This window comes from Paenibacillus amylolyticus (genome assembly GCF_050990605.1).
Taxonomy (GTDB): domain Bacteria; phylum Bacillota; class Bacilli; order Paenibacillales; family Paenibacillaceae; genus Paenibacillus; species Paenibacillus amylolyticus_H.
Genome location: NZ_CP158832.1, coordinates 4,451,340 through 4,467,625, shown reverse-complemented (window position 1 = coordinate 4,467,625; position 16,286 = coordinate 4,451,340). Strand labels below are relative to the sequence as shown.

16 protein-coding genes are annotated in these 16,286 nt (G+C 47.5%); 15 read left to right on the top strand and 1 reads right to left on the bottom strand.

From position 1 onward, the window contains the following. Positions 1–46 precede the first annotated feature (46 nt). The 14 genes from hemW to ABTV53_RS19855 all read left to right on the top strand — a co-directional run bounded on the left by hemW (position 47) and on the right by ABTV53_RS19855 (position 13,054). Entirely contained in the window at positions 47–1,231 is a 1,185-nt protein-coding gene (gene hemW / locus ABTV53_RS19920; RefSeq protein ID WP_036668565.1) for a radical SAM family heme chaperone HemW, read from the top strand. A gap of 118 nt (positions 1,232–1,349) precedes the next feature. Further along, positions 1,350–1,820 carry an N-acetyltransferase gene (locus tag ABTV53_RS19915; RefSeq protein WP_017687214.1) on the top strand — a complete coding sequence of 157 codons (471 nt, stop codon included), beginning with the start codon at positions 1,350–1,352 and terminating at the stop codon, positions 1,818–1,820. 254 nt (positions 1,821–2,074) lie between these two features. After that, entirely contained in the window at positions 2,075–3,106 is a 1,032-nt protein-coding gene (hrcA, locus tag ABTV53_RS19910; protein ID WP_036615092.1) for a heat-inducible transcriptional repressor HrcA, read from the top strand. Positions 3,107–3,152: 46 nt separating this feature from the next. Beyond that, positions 3,153–3,716 carry a nucleotide exchange factor GrpE gene (gene grpE, locus ABTV53_RS19905; protein ID WP_433745583.1) on the top strand — a complete coding sequence of 188 codons (564 nt, stop codon included), beginning with the start codon at positions 3,153–3,155 and terminating at the stop codon, positions 3,714–3,716. A gap of 159 nt (positions 3,717–3,875) precedes the next feature. Beyond that, a complete protein-coding gene (dnaK, locus tag ABTV53_RS19900) occupies positions 3,876–5,720 on the top strand; it encodes a molecular chaperone DnaK (RefSeq protein WP_278298857.1) in 1,845 nt (614 codons plus the stop codon). A 129-nt stretch (positions 5,721–5,849) separates the two neighbouring features. Continuing rightward, the gene (gene dnaJ / locus ABTV53_RS19895; protein ID WP_433745580.1) at positions 5,850–6,974 is read left to right on the top strand and encodes a molecular chaperone DnaJ; all 1,125 of its coding nucleotides are present in this window, start codon (positions 5,850–5,852) and stop codon (positions 6,972–6,974) included. 230 nt (positions 6,975–7,204) lie between these two features. Beyond that, a complete protein-coding gene (locus ABTV53_RS19890; protein WP_017687219.1) occupies positions 7,205–7,573 on the top strand; it encodes a hypothetical protein in 369 nt (122 codons plus the stop codon). 277 nt (positions 7,574–7,850) lie between these two features. Beyond that, positions 7,851–8,030: a YfhD family protein gene (locus ABTV53_RS19885; RefSeq protein WP_017687220.1), complete on the top strand. Its 180-nt coding sequence runs from the start codon at positions 7,851–7,853 to the stop codon at positions 8,028–8,030. Continuing rightward, a complete protein-coding gene (locus ABTV53_RS19880) occupies positions 8,023–8,415 on the top strand; it encodes a hypothetical protein (protein WP_341130209.1) in 393 nt (130 codons plus the stop codon). The genes ABTV53_RS19885 and ABTV53_RS19880 overlap by 8 nt, the downstream gene beginning before the upstream one ends. A gap of 190 nt (positions 8,416–8,605) precedes the next feature. Then, positions 8,606–9,571 (top strand): 50S ribosomal protein L11 methyltransferase, encoded by a 966-nt coding sequence (gene prmA, locus ABTV53_RS19875; protein ID WP_433745578.1) that lies wholly within the window; start codon positions 8,606–8,608, stop codon positions 9,569–9,571. Between the two features lie 3 nt (positions 9,572–9,574). Next, positions 9,575–10,255, top strand: coding sequence for a site-2 protease family protein (locus ABTV53_RS19870; protein ID WP_074095894.1), 681 nt, complete (start codon positions 9,575–9,577; stop codon positions 10,253–10,255). A 137-nt stretch (positions 10,256–10,392) separates the two neighbouring features. Further along, positions 10,393–11,157, top strand: coding sequence for an RsmE family RNA methyltransferase (locus tag ABTV53_RS19865; RefSeq protein ID WP_433745575.1), 765 nt, complete (start codon positions 10,393–10,395; stop codon positions 11,155–11,157). 2 nt (positions 11,158–11,159) lie between these two features. Then, entirely contained in the window at positions 11,160–12,506 is a 1,347-nt protein-coding gene (gene mtaB / locus ABTV53_RS19860) for a tRNA (N(6)-L-threonylcarbamoyladenosine(37)-C(2))-methylthiotransferase MtaB (RefSeq protein ID WP_433745573.1), read from the top strand. A 113-nt stretch (positions 12,507–12,619) separates the two neighbouring features. Continuing rightward, on the top strand, positions 12,620–13,054 hold the full coding sequence (locus ABTV53_RS19855) for an NUDIX hydrolase (protein WP_421892922.1): 435 nt from the start codon (positions 12,620–12,622) through the stop codon (positions 13,052–13,054). Positions 13,055–13,116: 62 nt separating this feature from the next. On the opposite strand, the gene ABTV53_RS19850 is transcribed toward ABTV53_RS19855, so the two are convergent. Further along, entirely contained in the window at positions 13,117–14,118 is a 1,002-nt protein-coding gene (locus tag ABTV53_RS19850) for a Na/Pi cotransporter family protein (protein ID WP_433745571.1), read from the bottom strand. Between the two features lie 568 nt (positions 14,119–14,686). Between ABTV53_RS19850 and ABTV53_RS19845 the strand changes: the two genes are divergently transcribed. Then, entirely contained in the window at positions 14,687–16,063 is a 1,377-nt protein-coding gene (locus tag ABTV53_RS19845) for a class I SAM-dependent rRNA methyltransferase (protein WP_433745569.1), read from the top strand. Positions 16,064–16,286: the final 223 nt, after the last annotated feature.

The window sequence follows — 16,286 nt, the reverse complement described above, 5'->3', positions numbered from 1 at the left end:
GGGAAGCCGGATGGCTTTCCTTTTTTCAAATAGAGGGGGACTTGCCATGACATTGGCAGCACACAGCCGGAAGACAGGTGCGCCCCAAGCGGTGTATCTTCACATTCCCTTTTGCACGAATAAATGTTTTTATTGCGACTTTAACTCCTACGTTCTGAAAGATCAGCCCGTGATGCAATATCTCGAAGCGCTGGAACGGGAGATGGAACATACAGTCAAGGCCAATCCACCGGGTGAGATCAAGACCATATTTGTAGGTGGGGGTACGCCAACAGCTCTGAAACCGGATGAAATGGCAGTATTTCTTCGTTCCGTGAAGACATATTTTCCAAATTGGGCGGACGATATTGAATTTTCAATGGAAGCCAACCCGGGAACAACGGATGCGGAGAAGCTCGCTGCGATGAAAGAAGGCGGCGTCAACCGTGTTAGTTTTGGCGTGCAGGCTTTTCAGAATGATCTGCTGACAGGCATTGGCCGTATTCATAATACAGATGATGTGTATCGAAGTCTGGAGAACGCTCGAAAAGCGGGACTGAATAACCTGTCCATTGACCTGATGTTTGGGTTGCCGAACCAGACCGTCGAAATGTTGAATGAGAGCATCGACAAAGCGCTGGAACTGGATTTGCCGCATTACTCCATCTACAGCCTGAAAGTGGAAGAGAATACCCTTTTCCATACACTGTATCAGAAGAACCAGTTACCTCTTCCTCATGAAGATGATGAGCTAGAGATGTATCTTCTATTAATGAGACGTATGAAAGAAGCAGGCTATGGACAATACGAGATCAGCAACTTTGCCAAACCGGGCTTCGAGAGTCGTCACAATATTACGTACTGGCGTAATGAGGACTACTATGGTTTGGGTGCAGGTGCACATGGATATGTGGGCCGTGAACGGCATATGAATATTAAAGGTATAAATCCTTATGTTGAAGCTTCGCGAGCAGGACTGCCTCGTCTGGATCATTTTGAGATCGCTCGCCCGGAGGCTATGGAAGATTATCTGATGGTGGGACTGAGAATGTTGGAGGGGGCTTCGGCCTCACGGTTTAGCGAACAGTTCGGAGAGTCCATGGAAGAAGTGTTTGCGAAGCCTTTGGGCAAAATGTTGAACGCAGGGTTGCTTGAGCGTACGGCAGACGGCTTCCGCCTGAGCGAGCAGGGTATCCTGTTCGGAAATGACGTTTTTGCGGAGTTTATCGGGTCCATATCGCTGAATTCGTAGCTTGAAATTCTATACGCTCTGTTGTATATTTATTCATATTGATTTTACAGAGCGTGTTAATTTAACAACTACGAAGTCAGCTTTCCTCTGGAAAGCTTGGTAATAGGAGGAGAGCAGGATGTCGGTAATATGCAGAAAAGCCGTGCCGGAAGATGTTGAACCACTGTATGAAATGATTAAGGGCTATGCAGAGCGTGGGATCATGCTTCCGCGATCACGGGAAATACTGCACCGGCAGCTGGAGCACTTTGTTGTAGCGGAAGTTGATGGTGAAGTGGTGGGTTGCGGATCGCTTTGTCGTCTGGGGAATGATTTGGTGGAAGTCAGATCACTCGGTATCTCGGAAGGCCACAAAGGGCTTGGTATTGGCTCCCGATTGCTGGACCGACTGGTAGAAGAGGCGGAGAAACAACAGATCCCCAAGGTTATGGCGTTGACATATGAAGTATCCTTCTTTCTCAAAAATGGCTTTGCTGTGGTGGAAAAAGAGATTTTCCCCGAGAAAGTATGGACCGACTGTGTTCATTGCAGTAAGCAGGATTGTTGCGATGAGATCGCGGTATTAAAAGAGCTTAATGTTTCAGCTTAACAACTGAATGGACTGCATGGATCGAGCCGAGTCAGCCTCTGCCCTACATGCAGTCCTTTTTACTTTAAAAGATGTACAATAAAGTTGTTAGGACTCGTTGACATTGGTCTATACTATAAATAGATGAACCCACTCATCAAACTCACTTGACAATCTTCACGTCAGTTTGGTATTTTTGTATTACCGCTTAGCACTCATCTAACTGGAGTGCTAACGACATGGGACAGTACAGTCAGAAGGAGGGAATACTCACCATGTTAACAGAGCGTCAACGAATGATTCTGAACGCTATAGTGGATGACTATATCCGTTCAGCTGAGCCCGTAGGGTCCCGGAGCATTTCCAAAAGGGGAGATGTTGGATACAGTCCGGCGACGATCCGTAATGAAATGGCGGACCTTGAAGATATGGGTTTCCTGGAACAGCCACATACATCGGCAGGACGCATTCCTTCCCATAAAGGCTATCGATATTATGTCGATCATTTGGTTCCCTGGAATCAGGTGGAGCCTCAAGAGTTGGATGATCTGAAGTCGTTCTTCGCCGAAAAACTGAACGTCATGGAACAAGTTATTCAGCATGCATCCAATATTTTGTCACATATGACGAATTATACTTCGATCCTGCTCGGACCTGAAGTATTCCATACTTCCCTTCGTCACTTCCAATTGCTTCCGCTAAATGAGAGTGAAGCTGTGGCAATCATCGTGACCAATACAGGTCAGGTGGAGAACAAGACAGTCCAGATTCCACCTGAAATCTCGGTAGCCGAGATGGAAAATGTGGTTCGCTTGTTAAATACCAAGCTTGTGGGCGTACCCATCTACAAATTGAAATCCCGTCTTTATACCGAACTTGGGCAAGAGATGGAGCGGCATATTACACGTTACGAGGAAGTTATGCAGGTACTGAACAGTGCCTTTGACAACGAACATGACAATCGTCTGTTCCTCAGTGGTGCCACTAATATGTTGACTCAACCGGAGTTTAAAGATATCGAAAAGGTAAAAGATATTCTTGACCTGCTGGAAGAGACACCAACACTCATGAAATTGATGATGCCCGTGCCCGGTGGATCTGGTATTCAAGTGCGAATCGGCACTGAGAATGATCATGAAGCCTTTGCTAACTGCAGCCTGATTACAGCCTCCTATTCATTGGACGGTGAGGCTTTGGGTTCGATCGGTATTCTGGGACCCACTCGGATGGATTATGCACGTGTCATTCATATTCTAAATACACTATCCCGTGACTTGACGGCGATGCTGACGCATCGTTTCAAATAAAAGATTCGGGAATGAACCATTTCATTCGTATAAGGAGGTGAACATCTTGAAAGAGGAGCAATCATTTACAGAAGAACAAGAGGTAACAGCAGCTGAGCAGGAGCCTGTTAATGAAGCTGGCGCTGCAGAAGCACAAGCTGAAGAGATCGCTGATCAGGAGCAGGATGAGCTTGCGCGTCTGAAGGCAGAAGCTGAGGAGCAACAGCAGCGTTATGTCCGTGCACAAGCTGATTTTGATAACTTCCGTCGTCGTACGCAGAAGGAAAAAGAAGAATTGGCTAAATACGCTTCGATGAAGCTGGTCACCGAACTGGTACCGGTTATTGATAACTTCGAGCGCGCCATGGCTACTGTACCGGAAGGAGCAGAGGTCGAATCTTTCTCCAAGGGCATGCAAATGATCTTCCGTCAATTGGAAACGGTGATGAATAACGAAGGTCTGACGGCTATGGAATCGGTAGGACAACCGTTTAATCCTGAATTCCACCAAGCCATTATGCAAGTGGAGAGCGACGAGTACGAAGAAGGTATCGTTGTTGAGGAAGTCCAAAAAGGCTACATGCTGAAAGATAAAGTGCTTCGTCCAGCTATGGTTAAAGTCAGCTCATAATTTCCTTATAGGAAGGGACGAGTCGATTCCTTTGGTTGAACAATGTGGGCGAAGTTTAATATAAAGATTTGTACACATAGAGCACGATTAGCAACATGAACATCGAATAAGGGTCAGATTGATCCATTCATTTTAAATTGTTGAGGAGGAAATTTTCGGATGAGCAAAGTAATCGGTATTGACTTAGGAACAACAAACTCATGCGTAGCAGTAATGGAAGGCGGCGAGGCTGTCGTAATTCCAAATCCGGAGGGCGCACGTACAACCCCATCCGTAGTCGGTTTCAAAAAAGATGGAGAGCGCGTTGTTGGTGAAACAGCAAAACGTCAAGCGATTACCAATCCGGATCGTACGATCATGTCGATCAAACGTCACATGGGTACTTCCCACAAGGAAACAATCGATGGCAAAGACTACTCTGCACAAGAGATCTCTGCAATCATCCTGCAAAAATTGAAATCCGATGCTGAAGCTTATCTGGGTCAAACGGTAACTCAAGCCGTTATCACGGTACCAGCTTACTTCAACGACAGTCAGCGTCAAGCGACTAAAGATGCGGGTAAAATTGCAGGTTTGGAAGTTCTGCGTATCGTCAACGAGCCTACAGCAGCAGCTTTGGCATACGGTATGGAGAAATCCGAAGACCAAACGATTCTCGTATATGACCTGGGTGGTGGTACGTTCGACGTATCCATTCTTGAACTGGGTGACGGCTTCTTCGAAGTTAAAGCAACTAGCGGGGACAACCAACTGGGTGGCGATGACTTTGACCAAGTGATCATTGATTATCTCGTAAGTGAATTCAAAAAAGATCAAGGCATTGACTTGAGTAAAGATAAAGCGGCGGTTCAACGTTTGAAAGATGCAGCGGAAAAAGCGAAAAAAGAACTTTCCGGCGTATTGACTACAACGATCTCCTTGCCGTTCATCACGGTAGCTGATGGCGTTCCTCAGCATTTGGAGTTGAACCTGAGCCGTGCGAAATTCGAAGAAATCTCTGCAGGTCTGGTTGAGCGTACGCTTGAACCAACTCGTCGTGCATTGAGCGATGCGGGTATGACAGCTAACGATATCGACAAGATCGTATTGGTTGGTGGTTCCACACGTATTCCTGCAGTACAAGAAGCGATCAAAAAACTCACTGGTAAAGAGCCTCACAAAGGCGTTAACCCGGATGAGGTTGTAGCCTTGGGTGCCGCTGTACAAGCGGGCGTACTGACAGGTGACGTGAAAGACGTTGTATTGCTCGACGTAACTCCATTGTCCCTGGGTATCGAAACAGCAGGCGGCGTGTTCACGAAAATGATTGAGCGTAACACAACGATCCCTACAAGCAAATCTCAAGTATTCTCCACGTATGCAGACAATCAACCAAGTGTTGAGATTCATGTTCTGCAAGGTGAGCGTGAGATGGCAGCGGGTAACAAATCGCTTGGACGTTTCATGTTGGGTGATATTCCACCAGCTCCACGTGGCGTTCCACAGATCGAAGTTAGCTTTGATATTGATGCCAACGGTATCGTTAACGTATCTGCAACAGATAAAGGTACGAACAAAACTCAAAAAATCACAATCACTTCTTCCAGCGGTTTGAGCGATGAAGAAGTTGAGCAAATGATGAAAGATGCTGAGTTGCACGCTGAAGAAGATAAAAAACGCAGAGAACTCGTTGAAGCGAAAAACAGTGCAGATCAACTGATCTACTCTGTTGACAAAACGATCAAAGATCTTGGCGAAAAAGCAGATGCTGGCGAAGTTGAAAAAGCGAATGCGGCCAAAGAAAAACTGCAAGGTGTTCTGGCTTCCGACAACCTGGAAGATATCAAAGCTGCTACAGAAGAACTGACAGAGATCGTTCAACAACTGTCCGTGAAACTGTATGAGCAAGCTCAGGCGCAAGAGCAAGAAGCGCAAGGTGCTGAAGAGCAACAAGGTTCCGCTAAACGTGATAACGTCGTAGACGCTGATTACGAAGTTGTGGATGAAGATAAAAAACAAAACTAATTCGTAGTTCTACGCGAATTAAACATCGGTGACGTTCGAATTAGAGGGAAAGTCATAGCCGGGGCTCCCGCGCTTTGGCTTTCCTTTTGTCACGATGTGCGATATGGTGAATGATATGGGGGTGGAAGAGTGGCTGAAAAGCGTGATTATTATGAGGTGCTTGGCGTTAGTAAAACGGCTAACGACGATGAAATTAAAAAGGCTTACCGTAAGCTTGCCCGTCAGTATCACCCTGACGTAAACAAGGCTGCTGATGCGGAAGCTAAATTTAAAGAAGTTAAAGAAGCTTATGATGTAGTGAGTGACAGCCAGAAGCGTGCACAGTATGATCAATATGGTCATGTCGATCCGAATCAAGGTGGATTCGGTGGTGGCGGTGATTTTGGCGGCGGCGGATTTGGCGACATCTTCGACATGTTCTTTGGCGGCGGTGGCGGTGGACGACGTGATCCCAATGCTCCGCAACGGGGGAATGATCTGCAGTACACGATGACGATTGAGTTCAAGGAAGCGGTATTCGGTAAAGAAACCGATATTACGATTCCGCGTACTGAAGGCTGTGACACCTGTCATGGCTCAGGTGCCAAACCTGGAACGAAACCGGAAACCTGCTCGGTCTGCCACGGTAGCGGGCAGCAGGAAGTCGTGCAAAATACACCGTTTGGTCGTATGGTGAATCGTCGTGCATGTTCGAACTGTAGCGGTTCGGGCCAAATTATCAAAGAAAAATGTACAACGTGCAGTGGCAGCGGTAAGGTCCGCAAGCAACGCAAAATTCATGTTCGCATTCCAGCGGGTGTGGATGACGGTGCGCAACTGCGTATGACAGGTGAGGGCGAGGGAGGTCTGCGTGGCGGACCAGCCGGAGATCTGTATATTGTCATTCGCGTCAAGACCCATGATTTCTTCGAGCGTGAAGGCGATGATATTTATTGCGAAATCCCACTTACCTTTGCTCAGGCAGCTCTGGGAGATGAAGTTGAGATCCCAACGTTGACGGAGAAAGTGAAGTTGAAAGTACCAGCTGGTACACAAACGGGAACGTATTTCCGCCTCAAAGGCAAAGGCGTACCACGTCTGCGTGGAATGGGGCAAGGGGATCAGCATGTGAAAGTGGTTGTCGTTACACCTAGTAAGCTGAATGACGAGCAGAAAGATCTGCTTCGCCAAATTGCTGCGCTGGATGGAGAGCAGACACATGAGCATGAACAATCTTTTTTTGATCGAGTGAAACGCGCCTTCCGCGGCGACTGAGAATAAAATAAAGCAAACCCAAAGGACACCACAGCGGTTTTCACCGCAAGGTGTCCTTTTTTGTACGCCTTTTTTAGTGGTTTTTGCAAAATCCATGAATGTTGGATACGAGGGCAGCAGCAAATTGTGGGAGCATTTCGGTATATTCTGAGCAAACTTGCGGAAAGATAGCATGGCGAGAATGATATGCATAGCTGATATGCGAGAAATTAGGAAAGCAGGTGAAGCGGATGACCGAGAAAAATATTTTGGCGTACTTTCACAGCCCGGAGCAGGCTCAAGGGGCAGCCAAAAAACTGGAGGCATTGCGAGTGGAGGACCTGTCCATTAATCGATTCAGCCGATATGCGGGTGTAGGACCAAGCGGGGCTTCCTACAAGCCGGGCGTTTCCGGCAGTTTTTCATCATGGGTGCCCGATTCGATGCAAACCAATGCCAGTGCTGGCATCATGGCTGCGGCGGACCCTTCTGCAAGCGGCATGAGTGATGGTGGACAGGGTGGACCTACAGGCAGGGATGTATTACTCACCGTCATCGTAGATGAATCGGTACATCACCGCGCGATGTCCATTATCGAACAAGCCGGTGGAATGATCTAGTTTCAAGAAATCTATATTTAGATCACAATATAAGATTCAATTTAAACATTTACACAATAACGGAGAGGACAGAAAAAACTGAAGAAGCGAAGCGTTCGCCTAAAAGCTTTCGTAAGAAAGCTACTTCGGAAGCATACGCTATCCCCGGATTTTCCCTTTGGAAGAAGGGAATTAAAAAAATCTGGGGATAACAGCGATCGGAAGGTTGTTCTGTCATCGAAGTGTCAGTGTAACTACGATTAGTTGAACTTATACAATATGAAGGAGGAGCATTACAATGGCAGAACATGAACGTCCAGGCAAGATTCTAACCAAAACGGAAAAGATGAAACGCATGCAATCCGCGAAAAATGAGGACGTGGAATTCAGCGCTGAAGCTGCGGATCATGAAGATATAGAAGCATTACGCCGCAGTGAAGCGGCTGATCGACGTCAGGGACGGGAGCTTCATGACTGAAGATCGCTCGGCAGTGACCCTCGAAGCTGTTTTTACAAGCTGGACTGAGGCAGAATCTGCACGCAGAGCCCTGGAGTTGTTGCACCCGAACCAATTGAGTATTGAGAGCCTTGGCAATGAAGCGTCTGCATTGGATTCAAACGATGTTAAGGGCTTCGATAATTCCCCTACAGCCGTCGTTGGAGGATTTAGTGGAGAACTGAATGTACTTGCCCTGATTAGTGATGAAACGGAAATGTTGTCCAATGGTCAGGTGTATGATACACCCGAAGAGGATTCGGCAAACAGGCTAAAACAAGAAATTTTGCTGACCGTGTCCGTATCCAACGATTCGCTCCCGCAAGCCGCTGAGATGATCACACAGAATGGTGGACGTTTTTGCTAAGTGGGATTCAAATTATGCAAAATGTTGAAGTAAATGAAACTGATATGTATGAATAGATGACAGGATATTCGAGCAGTCAGGCTGCGGATATCCTGTTTTGTTTTTCTTTTACTGATGCGGCTTTGTACTCGGACTCGCTTGTGTAGTACAATAGTTGGGATGTTTGAAAAATGAGGAGGAAAAACCAAGTATGTTATGGCATGAACTAACAATACATACCACAGAAGAAGCTGTGGAGATGATTTCAAATTTTTTACATGAAGCGGGTGCTGGAGGGGTTTCGATCGAAGAGTCCGGTACTTTAAATAAAAAACGGGACACCACATATGGTGAGTTATACGACGTTCCTTTGAATGATATTCCGGAAGGGTTCGCGGTCATCAAAGGGTACTTCTCCGAAGGTACAGATATGGTTGCATTGCAGTCAGAAGTTCATCCCAGAATTGAGGAACTCTCTGAATTCGGAATTGATACAGGTGAGGTTCGTTATGAGACACGTACAGTGGATGAAAATGACTGGGCAACAGCCTGGAAGCAATATTTCAAGCCAGTACGTGTATCGGAGCGTCTGACCATTAAACCAACGTGGGAAGAGTATACGCCAGAAAGTCCGGATGAGAAAATTATTGAGCTTGACCCAGGCATGGCTTTTGGTACAGGAACACATCCAACGACCTCCCTCTGCTTGCGCACACTGGAAACGGTTATTCAGGGCGGCGAGGAAGTCATTGACGTAGGTACAGGTTCGGGTATTTTGGCTATTGGCGCGATTAAGCTTGGGGCAAAACATGTACTGGCGCTTGATCTTGATCCGGTTGCGGTAATCAGTGCCAGGGAGAATGTGGAGCTGAATGGGCTGGAGCAACAAATTACGGTTAAAGAGAGTGATCTGTTGTCCGTCCTTGGGAGTGAGGACCCTGCACTGGGTGTACAACTACCAGTTAAGGTTGTCGTCGCGAACATTCTGGCTGAGATCATTTTGTTGTTCGTAGACGATGTCTATCATGCGCTTGAGTCTGGTGGGACCTATATTGTATCAGGCATTTGGAAGAACAAAGAGCAGGTTGTCCATGATGCACTGGTAGCCTCCGGGTTTGAAGTGAGTGCGATCCATCGTGATGAGGATTGGCTTGCGTATGTAGCCAGAAAGGGGTAACGTATGGACTTTTGGAATTCGTTCTTTCGTTATCCGATCGATCAGCTTCCGTTTTTCCTGCTGACGATCCTGATCGCATTTACGGTGCATGAATTCTCGCATGCGTATTTTGCCAATAAATTCGGTGATCCGACAGCCAAGCTGTTGGGTCGGGTTACGCTGAATCCGGTTGTACACTTTGACTTGTTTGGTGTGCTGTTGCTCATTATTGCCGGCTTTGGTTGGGCACGTCCGGTCCCGGTTAATCGGGCTAATTTCGACAAGCCGAGATTGATGGGCATCATCGTATCCGCAGCAGGGCCTCTGAGCAATCTGTTGCTCGCGATTATCGGGACAATCATCTATGCTTCACTGGTTGGTTCGGGAGCACTCGGCGGTATAGATAATGAACGGTTGCTGACAGCAATCACAACGTTCTTCGCTATTTTTAACTTAACCAACTTTTTCCTGTTCCTGTTTAACTTGATTCCGTTGCCCCCGCTTGATGGTTATCGGATTCTGGAAGATGTAGTGCCACCTTCAATCAGCCGCAAGCTGCAAGGGGTGGAGCAATGGTCCATTTTTATCTTCCTATTGATTCTTGTTATACCTCCGTTGCAAAATGTAACGATTCAACCTTTGTATGAGTTTGCGCAAACGATGTATGTGGATCTGGCAAAACTGGTTATTGAGTTATATCGCTAAAAGCAATCTGGTATTGGACCGGAATACTGGTCAGAAACACGTAAAAGTTGTATGATCATCTGTGGCGATTGGATTCACGCCTGTCATTAGGCGGGGTGAATTCCAGTCATAACAGGACAGAATGGGTGGATTGACTAATGCAGCGATATTTTGTATCTGCAGAGCAGTTTAATGAACACGCTGTGATCATCACAGGTGATGATGCACGCCATATCGGCAAGGTCATGCGTGGTAAACCTGGAGATAAACTGATTGTCAGTGACGGAAACGCCAGAGAAGCACTCGTGGAAATTGAGACCATTGAAGCGGGTCAAGTGACAGCCAATATTGTAGAGCCCCTAATTATGGACCATGAAGCACGGATTCGTGTAACTGTGGCACAGAGTTTGCCCAAGGGCGACAAGATGGAAACAGTTATCCAGAGATGTACTGAGATTGGGGCGGTATCATTTATACCCTTCCTATCAGAGCGTACAATTGTGCAATATGATGCCAAAAAAGAAGGCAAACGACTGGAGCGATGGCGGAAAATTGCCAAGGAAGCTGCCGAGCAGAGTCACCGGAATCGCATTCCATCCGTGGAGCAGCCGCTTTCCTGGAAAGGGCTGTTATCTTCTTTTGAGGGCTATAACCTGGTATGTTATTGTTATGAGAAAGAAAACGGTAAACAGCTGAGAGATGCGCTGAAGCCGTTTGTGGAGCAGCTTGCACCTGGTGCAAGTGCAGAAGTACTGATTGTTGTTGGACCGGAAGGTGGATTTTCTGAGAAGGAGACGGCAGAGGCTGATCAGGCAGGTGCTGTATCTGTTGGACTGGGCAAACGCATATTGCGTGCTGAGACAGCTGGAATGGCAGCACTAACTTGCGTGTTATATGAATCCGGAGAAATGGGAGGAATGTAATTATGCCATCCGTGGCGTTTTACACCTTAGGCTGCAAAGTTAATTTCTATGATACAGAGGCGATTTGGCAATTGTTCAAAAACGAAGGTTACGATCAAGTGGACTTTGATGAACAGACAGCGGATGTATACTTGATTAATACTTGTACAGTAACCAATACCGGCGACAAAAAGAGCCGTCAAATTATTCGTCGTGCCATTCGGCGCAATCCGGAGGCGATCGTGGCTGTTACAGGCTGCTATGCGCAGACTTCTCCGGCAGAGATTCTGGACATTCCTGGGGTGGATCTGGTTATCGGTACACAGGACCGTGACAAGATTTTGCCATATGTTCATGAAATTCAGGAGTCCCGTCAACCCGTTAACGCGGTGCGTAATATTATGAAGACCCGTGTATTTGAAGAAATGGACGTACCGGATTTTGCTGACCGTACCCGCGCATTCCTGAAGATTCAGGATGGTTGCAATAACTTCTGTACATTCTGCATTATTCCGTGGTCTCGTGGTCTCTCACGCAGCCGTGAGGCGAACAGCATTATTCAACAGGCGCATCAACTCGTACACGCCGGATACAAGGAGATTGTTCTGACTGGTATTCATACAGGTGGGTATGGCGATGACATGGAAAATTACGATCTGACCGATCTGCTGTGGGATTTGGACAAGGTAGAAGGTTTGGAGCGTATTCGAATCAGCTCGATTGAAGCCAGCCAGATCGATGACCGCATGCTAGACGTGATCCAACGTTCGGATAAACTCGTTCGACACTTCCATATTCCGCTGCAAGCGGGCGATGATACGGTGTTGAAACGCATGCGCCGCAAATATACGACAGAAGAGTTCTACAATAAGATGCTTCGCATTCGGGAAGCGATGCCGGATGTAGCGATTACGACAGATATTATTGTTGGATTTCCGGGTGAGACCGATGAGATGTATCGTAATGGGTATGAATTGATGCGGAAGATCGGTTTTTCCGAAATGCACGTATTCCCTTATTCCAAGCGTACAGGTACGCCAGCAGCGCGAATGGAAGACCAGGTGGACGAAGAGGTCAAAAATGCACGTGTGCATGAACTGATTGAATTGTCTGAGCAGATGCAGCTGGAGTACGCTAAGCAGTTTGTCGGACAGGTACTGGATGTTATTCCTGAAGGTGAAGCGAAGGGCCGCGAGGGAAGTGGCAAGCTGCACGGTTATAGCGACAACTACATTCAACTGGTCTTTGACGGAACCATGGATATGGTCGGTAAAGTGTGCCGAGTTAAAGTGGTTGAAGCTGGTGTCAACGAGAGTCAGGCTACACTGGTACGTGTGTTGGAAGAGAATCTGAAGTCCGCCGCGATGTGATCGAGGCGACAGAAACAAGGATTTCATTTCCTTGGGGAGCTTACCCGGGGAGATGAGGTCCTTCTTTTGCAAAAAATAAGATAAAGATATTGAAGTCGATGGGGGAGAGCACGATGAACAAAAAAGAAATTTCAGCAGGCGGAGTTGTTTATAGAACAGGGGAAGACGGACATCTTCAAATTCAGCTTATCGTAGATCGTTATGGTAAAACAACTCTCGCCAAGGGCAAAATGGAAGATGGAGAAACAATCGAACAGACGGCACTGCGCGAGATCTTGGAAGAGACAGGTATGGTGGGCCGCATTGTAGAGCCCGTTGATATCATTGCTTATACGTACCAACATGCAGATTTTGGCCCGGTGGACAAGGAAGTTCATTATTATCTCGTTGAAGCCAAGAGTGGAGATCTGCAGCCTCAGATTGAAGAAATCAAGGGTGTGGATTGGTATGCTCCGGAAGAAGCATGGTCCAGACAGCAGCAGAGCGGATATGATAATAACGATGATATCTTGCGTGTAGCCCTGAACAAGTTAGGCATTAACGTATAACGCAGTATAGTTCTAGTCTTGGTCAGTTAGCCGCGCGTTCAGTGGGCCTGGATAGGAGATCATCAAGCCACGGGTGACTTCGCCGCGGGGGCGTGGACCGGTGGTTTTTTGTGCCAGATTGGCAAGTAACAGAACGGCAAAGCAAGCAGTGAACTGGTGATGTTAAAAAGGGTCTGGGCATGAGCAATCTGTGCCCCATTGTCCGCTGACAGCCAGGCCGAAGCTGCATGCAGCTGGCCGATCAGCGGCATGAACAGCAGTGCTCCCGCAATGTTTAATACCACATGGGATGCTGCGACAAATTTGCCTGCGGATGCTCCGCCCGCGGCAGCAATCACAGCGGTGATGCAGGTTCCCACGTTGGACCCGATCACAATGGCGATGCCGATCTCCACAGGTAACACCCCTGTGGCTGCGAGCGTAATCGCCATGCTAATGACAGCGGCACTGCTGTGAATGAGCGCTGTCAGACAGGCGCCTGCCAGAAAGCCCCACCACAGGCTGTCGGCCGAACGGTCGAGAAACCATTGAAATACGCCCATGCTCCGCAAGGGTAAGGCAATGGATTGCATCACCTGAATGCCTGTCATAACAAGTGCAAATCCCGCAGCTGCGAGGAAGCTGTACTGGATGTTAAACAGAGTTCGGCGCGTCCGCTCAGGAGCGGCCAGATTACGTTCACCAAGTACAACAAACATGGCCCAGCCCGTCAGCGACAGGACAAGCAGCGGCAGGGAAGCGCGTCCGATCTGTAGTCCCACCAGCTCCGTCGTCAGACATGTCCCGATGTTGGTGCCAAGGATGATGCCGAGTGTGCGTCCATAGGTAATTAATCTGGCATTAGCCAGTCCAATGGTGAGTACGGTGACCGCAGTACTGCTCTGTAACAGGGCCGTCGCGCCTGCACTGAAGGCCATGCCTTTCCATGGAGCAGAGGTGGCGCGATTGAGCCAACCTCCCAACATGGGCCCTGCCATGCGCTGCAAGGCCGTTTCCATCAGCTTCATGCCACCAAAAAAGATAATAAGCCCGTAGAGTAGGGGCAATATCACATCTCTAAACATAGAAACATCATTCCTTCCGTCCGGTTCCTTAACTCATCCTATGAGTAAATAGAGACAACCATGACAAGCCTAAAGGAATTCAGAGGAAGCGAACCTCCCTCAATTCAAGTATTTTAATTGCCGCACCCCAATTCGAAAGATACGGTGATTCGTGCAAACGTAGTGGAGAGGACGAAATCGAATCTGAAGAAGCGAAGCGTGCGCCTAAAAGCTTTCTGAAAGAAAGCTACATCGGAAGCATATGCTGTGTCCGGATTTTCCCTTTTAAAAAGGGAATCAAAAAAATCTGGAGACAGCAGCGATCGGAAGATCGATTCGTAACCGAAACGCCACCTAATTGCTGCACCCCAATTCAAATGATACGGTGATTCGTGCAAACGCAGCGAAGAAGACGAAATTGTTACCGAAGAAGCGAAGCGCTCGCCTTTATCCCCGGATTTTCCCTTTTAGAAAGGGAGTCAAAAAAATCTGGGGATAACAGCGATCAGAGGAACAATTCGTCGCCGTAGCGTCTCCTTTGCACCAAACCTATCTTTTGAACTATTAAATTAAAGGAAGTGAATCTACCTTGCCATCAGTTACACTCGAACGCAGTCGCAAAAAGCGGCTTGAACATGCACATCCATGGATATTTAACAATGAAATTGCCTCGGTTGACGGAAACCCGGAGCCGGGAGATCTGGTCAATGTATTGAATCATCAAGGTCGCTATCTGGCGACAGGGTATTACAATCCCGCATCTCAGATCACGGTAAGGGTTGTAGCTTATCAACCCTTGGAGTCCGAACAGATGGATACGGCATTCTTTGCATCGCGTTTCCGCGATTGCCTGCGTCATCGGGAACGTTTTATCCAGGATGGAGAGGCGTACCGTCTCGTTTATGGCGAAGCTGATTTTCTGCCAGGATTAATTGTTGACCGATTTGGCAGCATCCTCGTTGTACAGTTGCTTACACTTGGCATGGATCGTTGCCGTGAAGCCATCGTACAGGCACTCATTGAAGTGATGCAGCCTGAAGGCATATATGAGCGCAGTGATGTCTCGATTCGTGAACTGGAAGGTTTGGAGCAGACCAAAGGTCCATTGTACGGAGATTGCCCGCGACATGTCACCGTTACCGAGAATGGACTACTCATTAAAGTGGACATCGTGGAAGGTCAGAAGACAGGTTACTTCTTCGACCAACGTGAGAATCGTGCAGCGATCGAACCGCTCATGAAGGGTTGGGGTTACAAGAGTGGCATCACACTTCAAACGACCGAGCAGGATGGCACAGAGCAGCTGTTACCTGTGAATAAAAGCGGTAAGGTAGTTACATTCCCTTATTGGGATGGTGCCACCGTACTGGAGTGTTTCTCACACACAGGCAGCTTCACGTTGAATGCCTGCAAGTATGGAGCCAAGAAAGTGACTTGTCTTGATATTTCGGAACATGCCATTGAGAGTGCACGAACAAATGTGGAGCTGAACGGTTTCACTGACCGGGTCGAGTTCGTAGTTGCTGATGCATTCCAGTACTTGCGTGAACAAGTGAAAGGGCTGGATGAACGTACCGCACGTGCACGTGCAGGCGAACAAAAAGTGGATACATCCAAAGCGCTTGCAGGTGGCGGTAAAACGTTTGATGTAGTGATCCTCGATCCCCCAGCGTTTGCCAAAACGAAATCAGCAGTCAAAGGTGCATGCCGTGGATATAAGGATATCAATCTGCAAGGAATGAAACTGGTCAATGAGGGCGGATATCTGGTAACAGCTAGCTGTTCATATCACATGCGTCCAGACCTGTTCCTGGATACAATTGCGGATGCAGCGGAAGATGCAGGCAAAGTGCTGCGTCTGATCGACTGGAAGGCAGCAGGTAAGGACCACCCGCAAATTTTGGGCGTGGATGAAGGACATTATCTGAAGTTTGCTATTTTCGAAGTGCGCAGTAAAAAGAATTAGAAGAGTCTCTGTTCACTTTTTTAATCTCTTGTGAGATAAAGTGAACGTTTATATGAATGATACTTTCGGTCAAAAGTCCACAGTGTGAACAACTGCGGGCTTTTTGCCGTGTTAACGGAGAGAATCTCCGGTTTTACCGGATAGTGGCAAACGTATGTTCCGAACCAAGTCAGATATGTTATACTGGGAATTAAAATCTTGTACGTGTGGTTTGGAGGATTAG

Coding starts and splice junctions, on each gene's coding strand:
- hemW (WP_036668565.1), top strand. CDS start 47: ATGACATTGGCAGCACACAGCCGGAAGACAGGTGCGCCCCAAGCGGTG.
- ABTV53_RS19915 (WP_017687214.1), top strand. CDS start 1,350: ATGTCGGTAATATGCAGAAAAGCCGTGCCGGAAGATGTTGAACCACTG.
- hrcA (WP_036615092.1), top strand. CDS start 2,075: ATGTTAACAGAGCGTCAACGAATGATTCTGAACGCTATAGTGGATGAC.
- dnaK (WP_278298857.1), top strand. CDS start 3,876: ATGAGCAAAGTAATCGGTATTGACTTAGGAACAACAAACTCATGCGTA.
- ABTV53_RS19890 (WP_017687219.1), top strand. CDS start 7,205: ATGACCGAGAAAAATATTTTGGCGTACTTTCACAGCCCGGAGCAGGCT.
- ABTV53_RS19885 (WP_017687220.1), top strand. CDS start 7,851: ATGGCAGAACATGAACGTCCAGGCAAGATTCTAACCAAAACGGAAAAG.
- ABTV53_RS19880 (WP_341130209.1), top strand. CDS start 8,023: ATGACTGAAGATCGCTCGGCAGTGACCCTCGAAGCTGTTTTTACAAGC.
- prmA (WP_433745578.1), top strand. CDS start 8,606: ATGTTATGGCATGAACTAACAATACATACCACAGAAGAAGCTGTGGAG.
- ABTV53_RS19870 (WP_074095894.1), top strand. CDS start 9,575: ATGGACTTTTGGAATTCGTTCTTTCGTTATCCGATCGATCAGCTTCCG.
- ABTV53_RS19865 (WP_433745575.1), top strand. CDS start 10,393: ATGCAGCGATATTTTGTATCTGCAGAGCAGTTTAATGAACACGCTGTG.
- mtaB (WP_433745573.1), top strand. CDS start 11,160: ATGCCATCCGTGGCGTTTTACACCTTAGGCTGCAAAGTTAATTTCTAT.
- ABTV53_RS19855 (WP_421892922.1), top strand. CDS start 12,620: ATGAACAAAAAAGAAATTTCAGCAGGCGGAGTTGTTTATAGAACAGGG.
- ABTV53_RS19850 (WP_433745571.1), bottom strand. CDS start 14,118: ATGTTTAGAGATGTGATATTGCCCCTACTCTACGGGCTTATTATCTTT.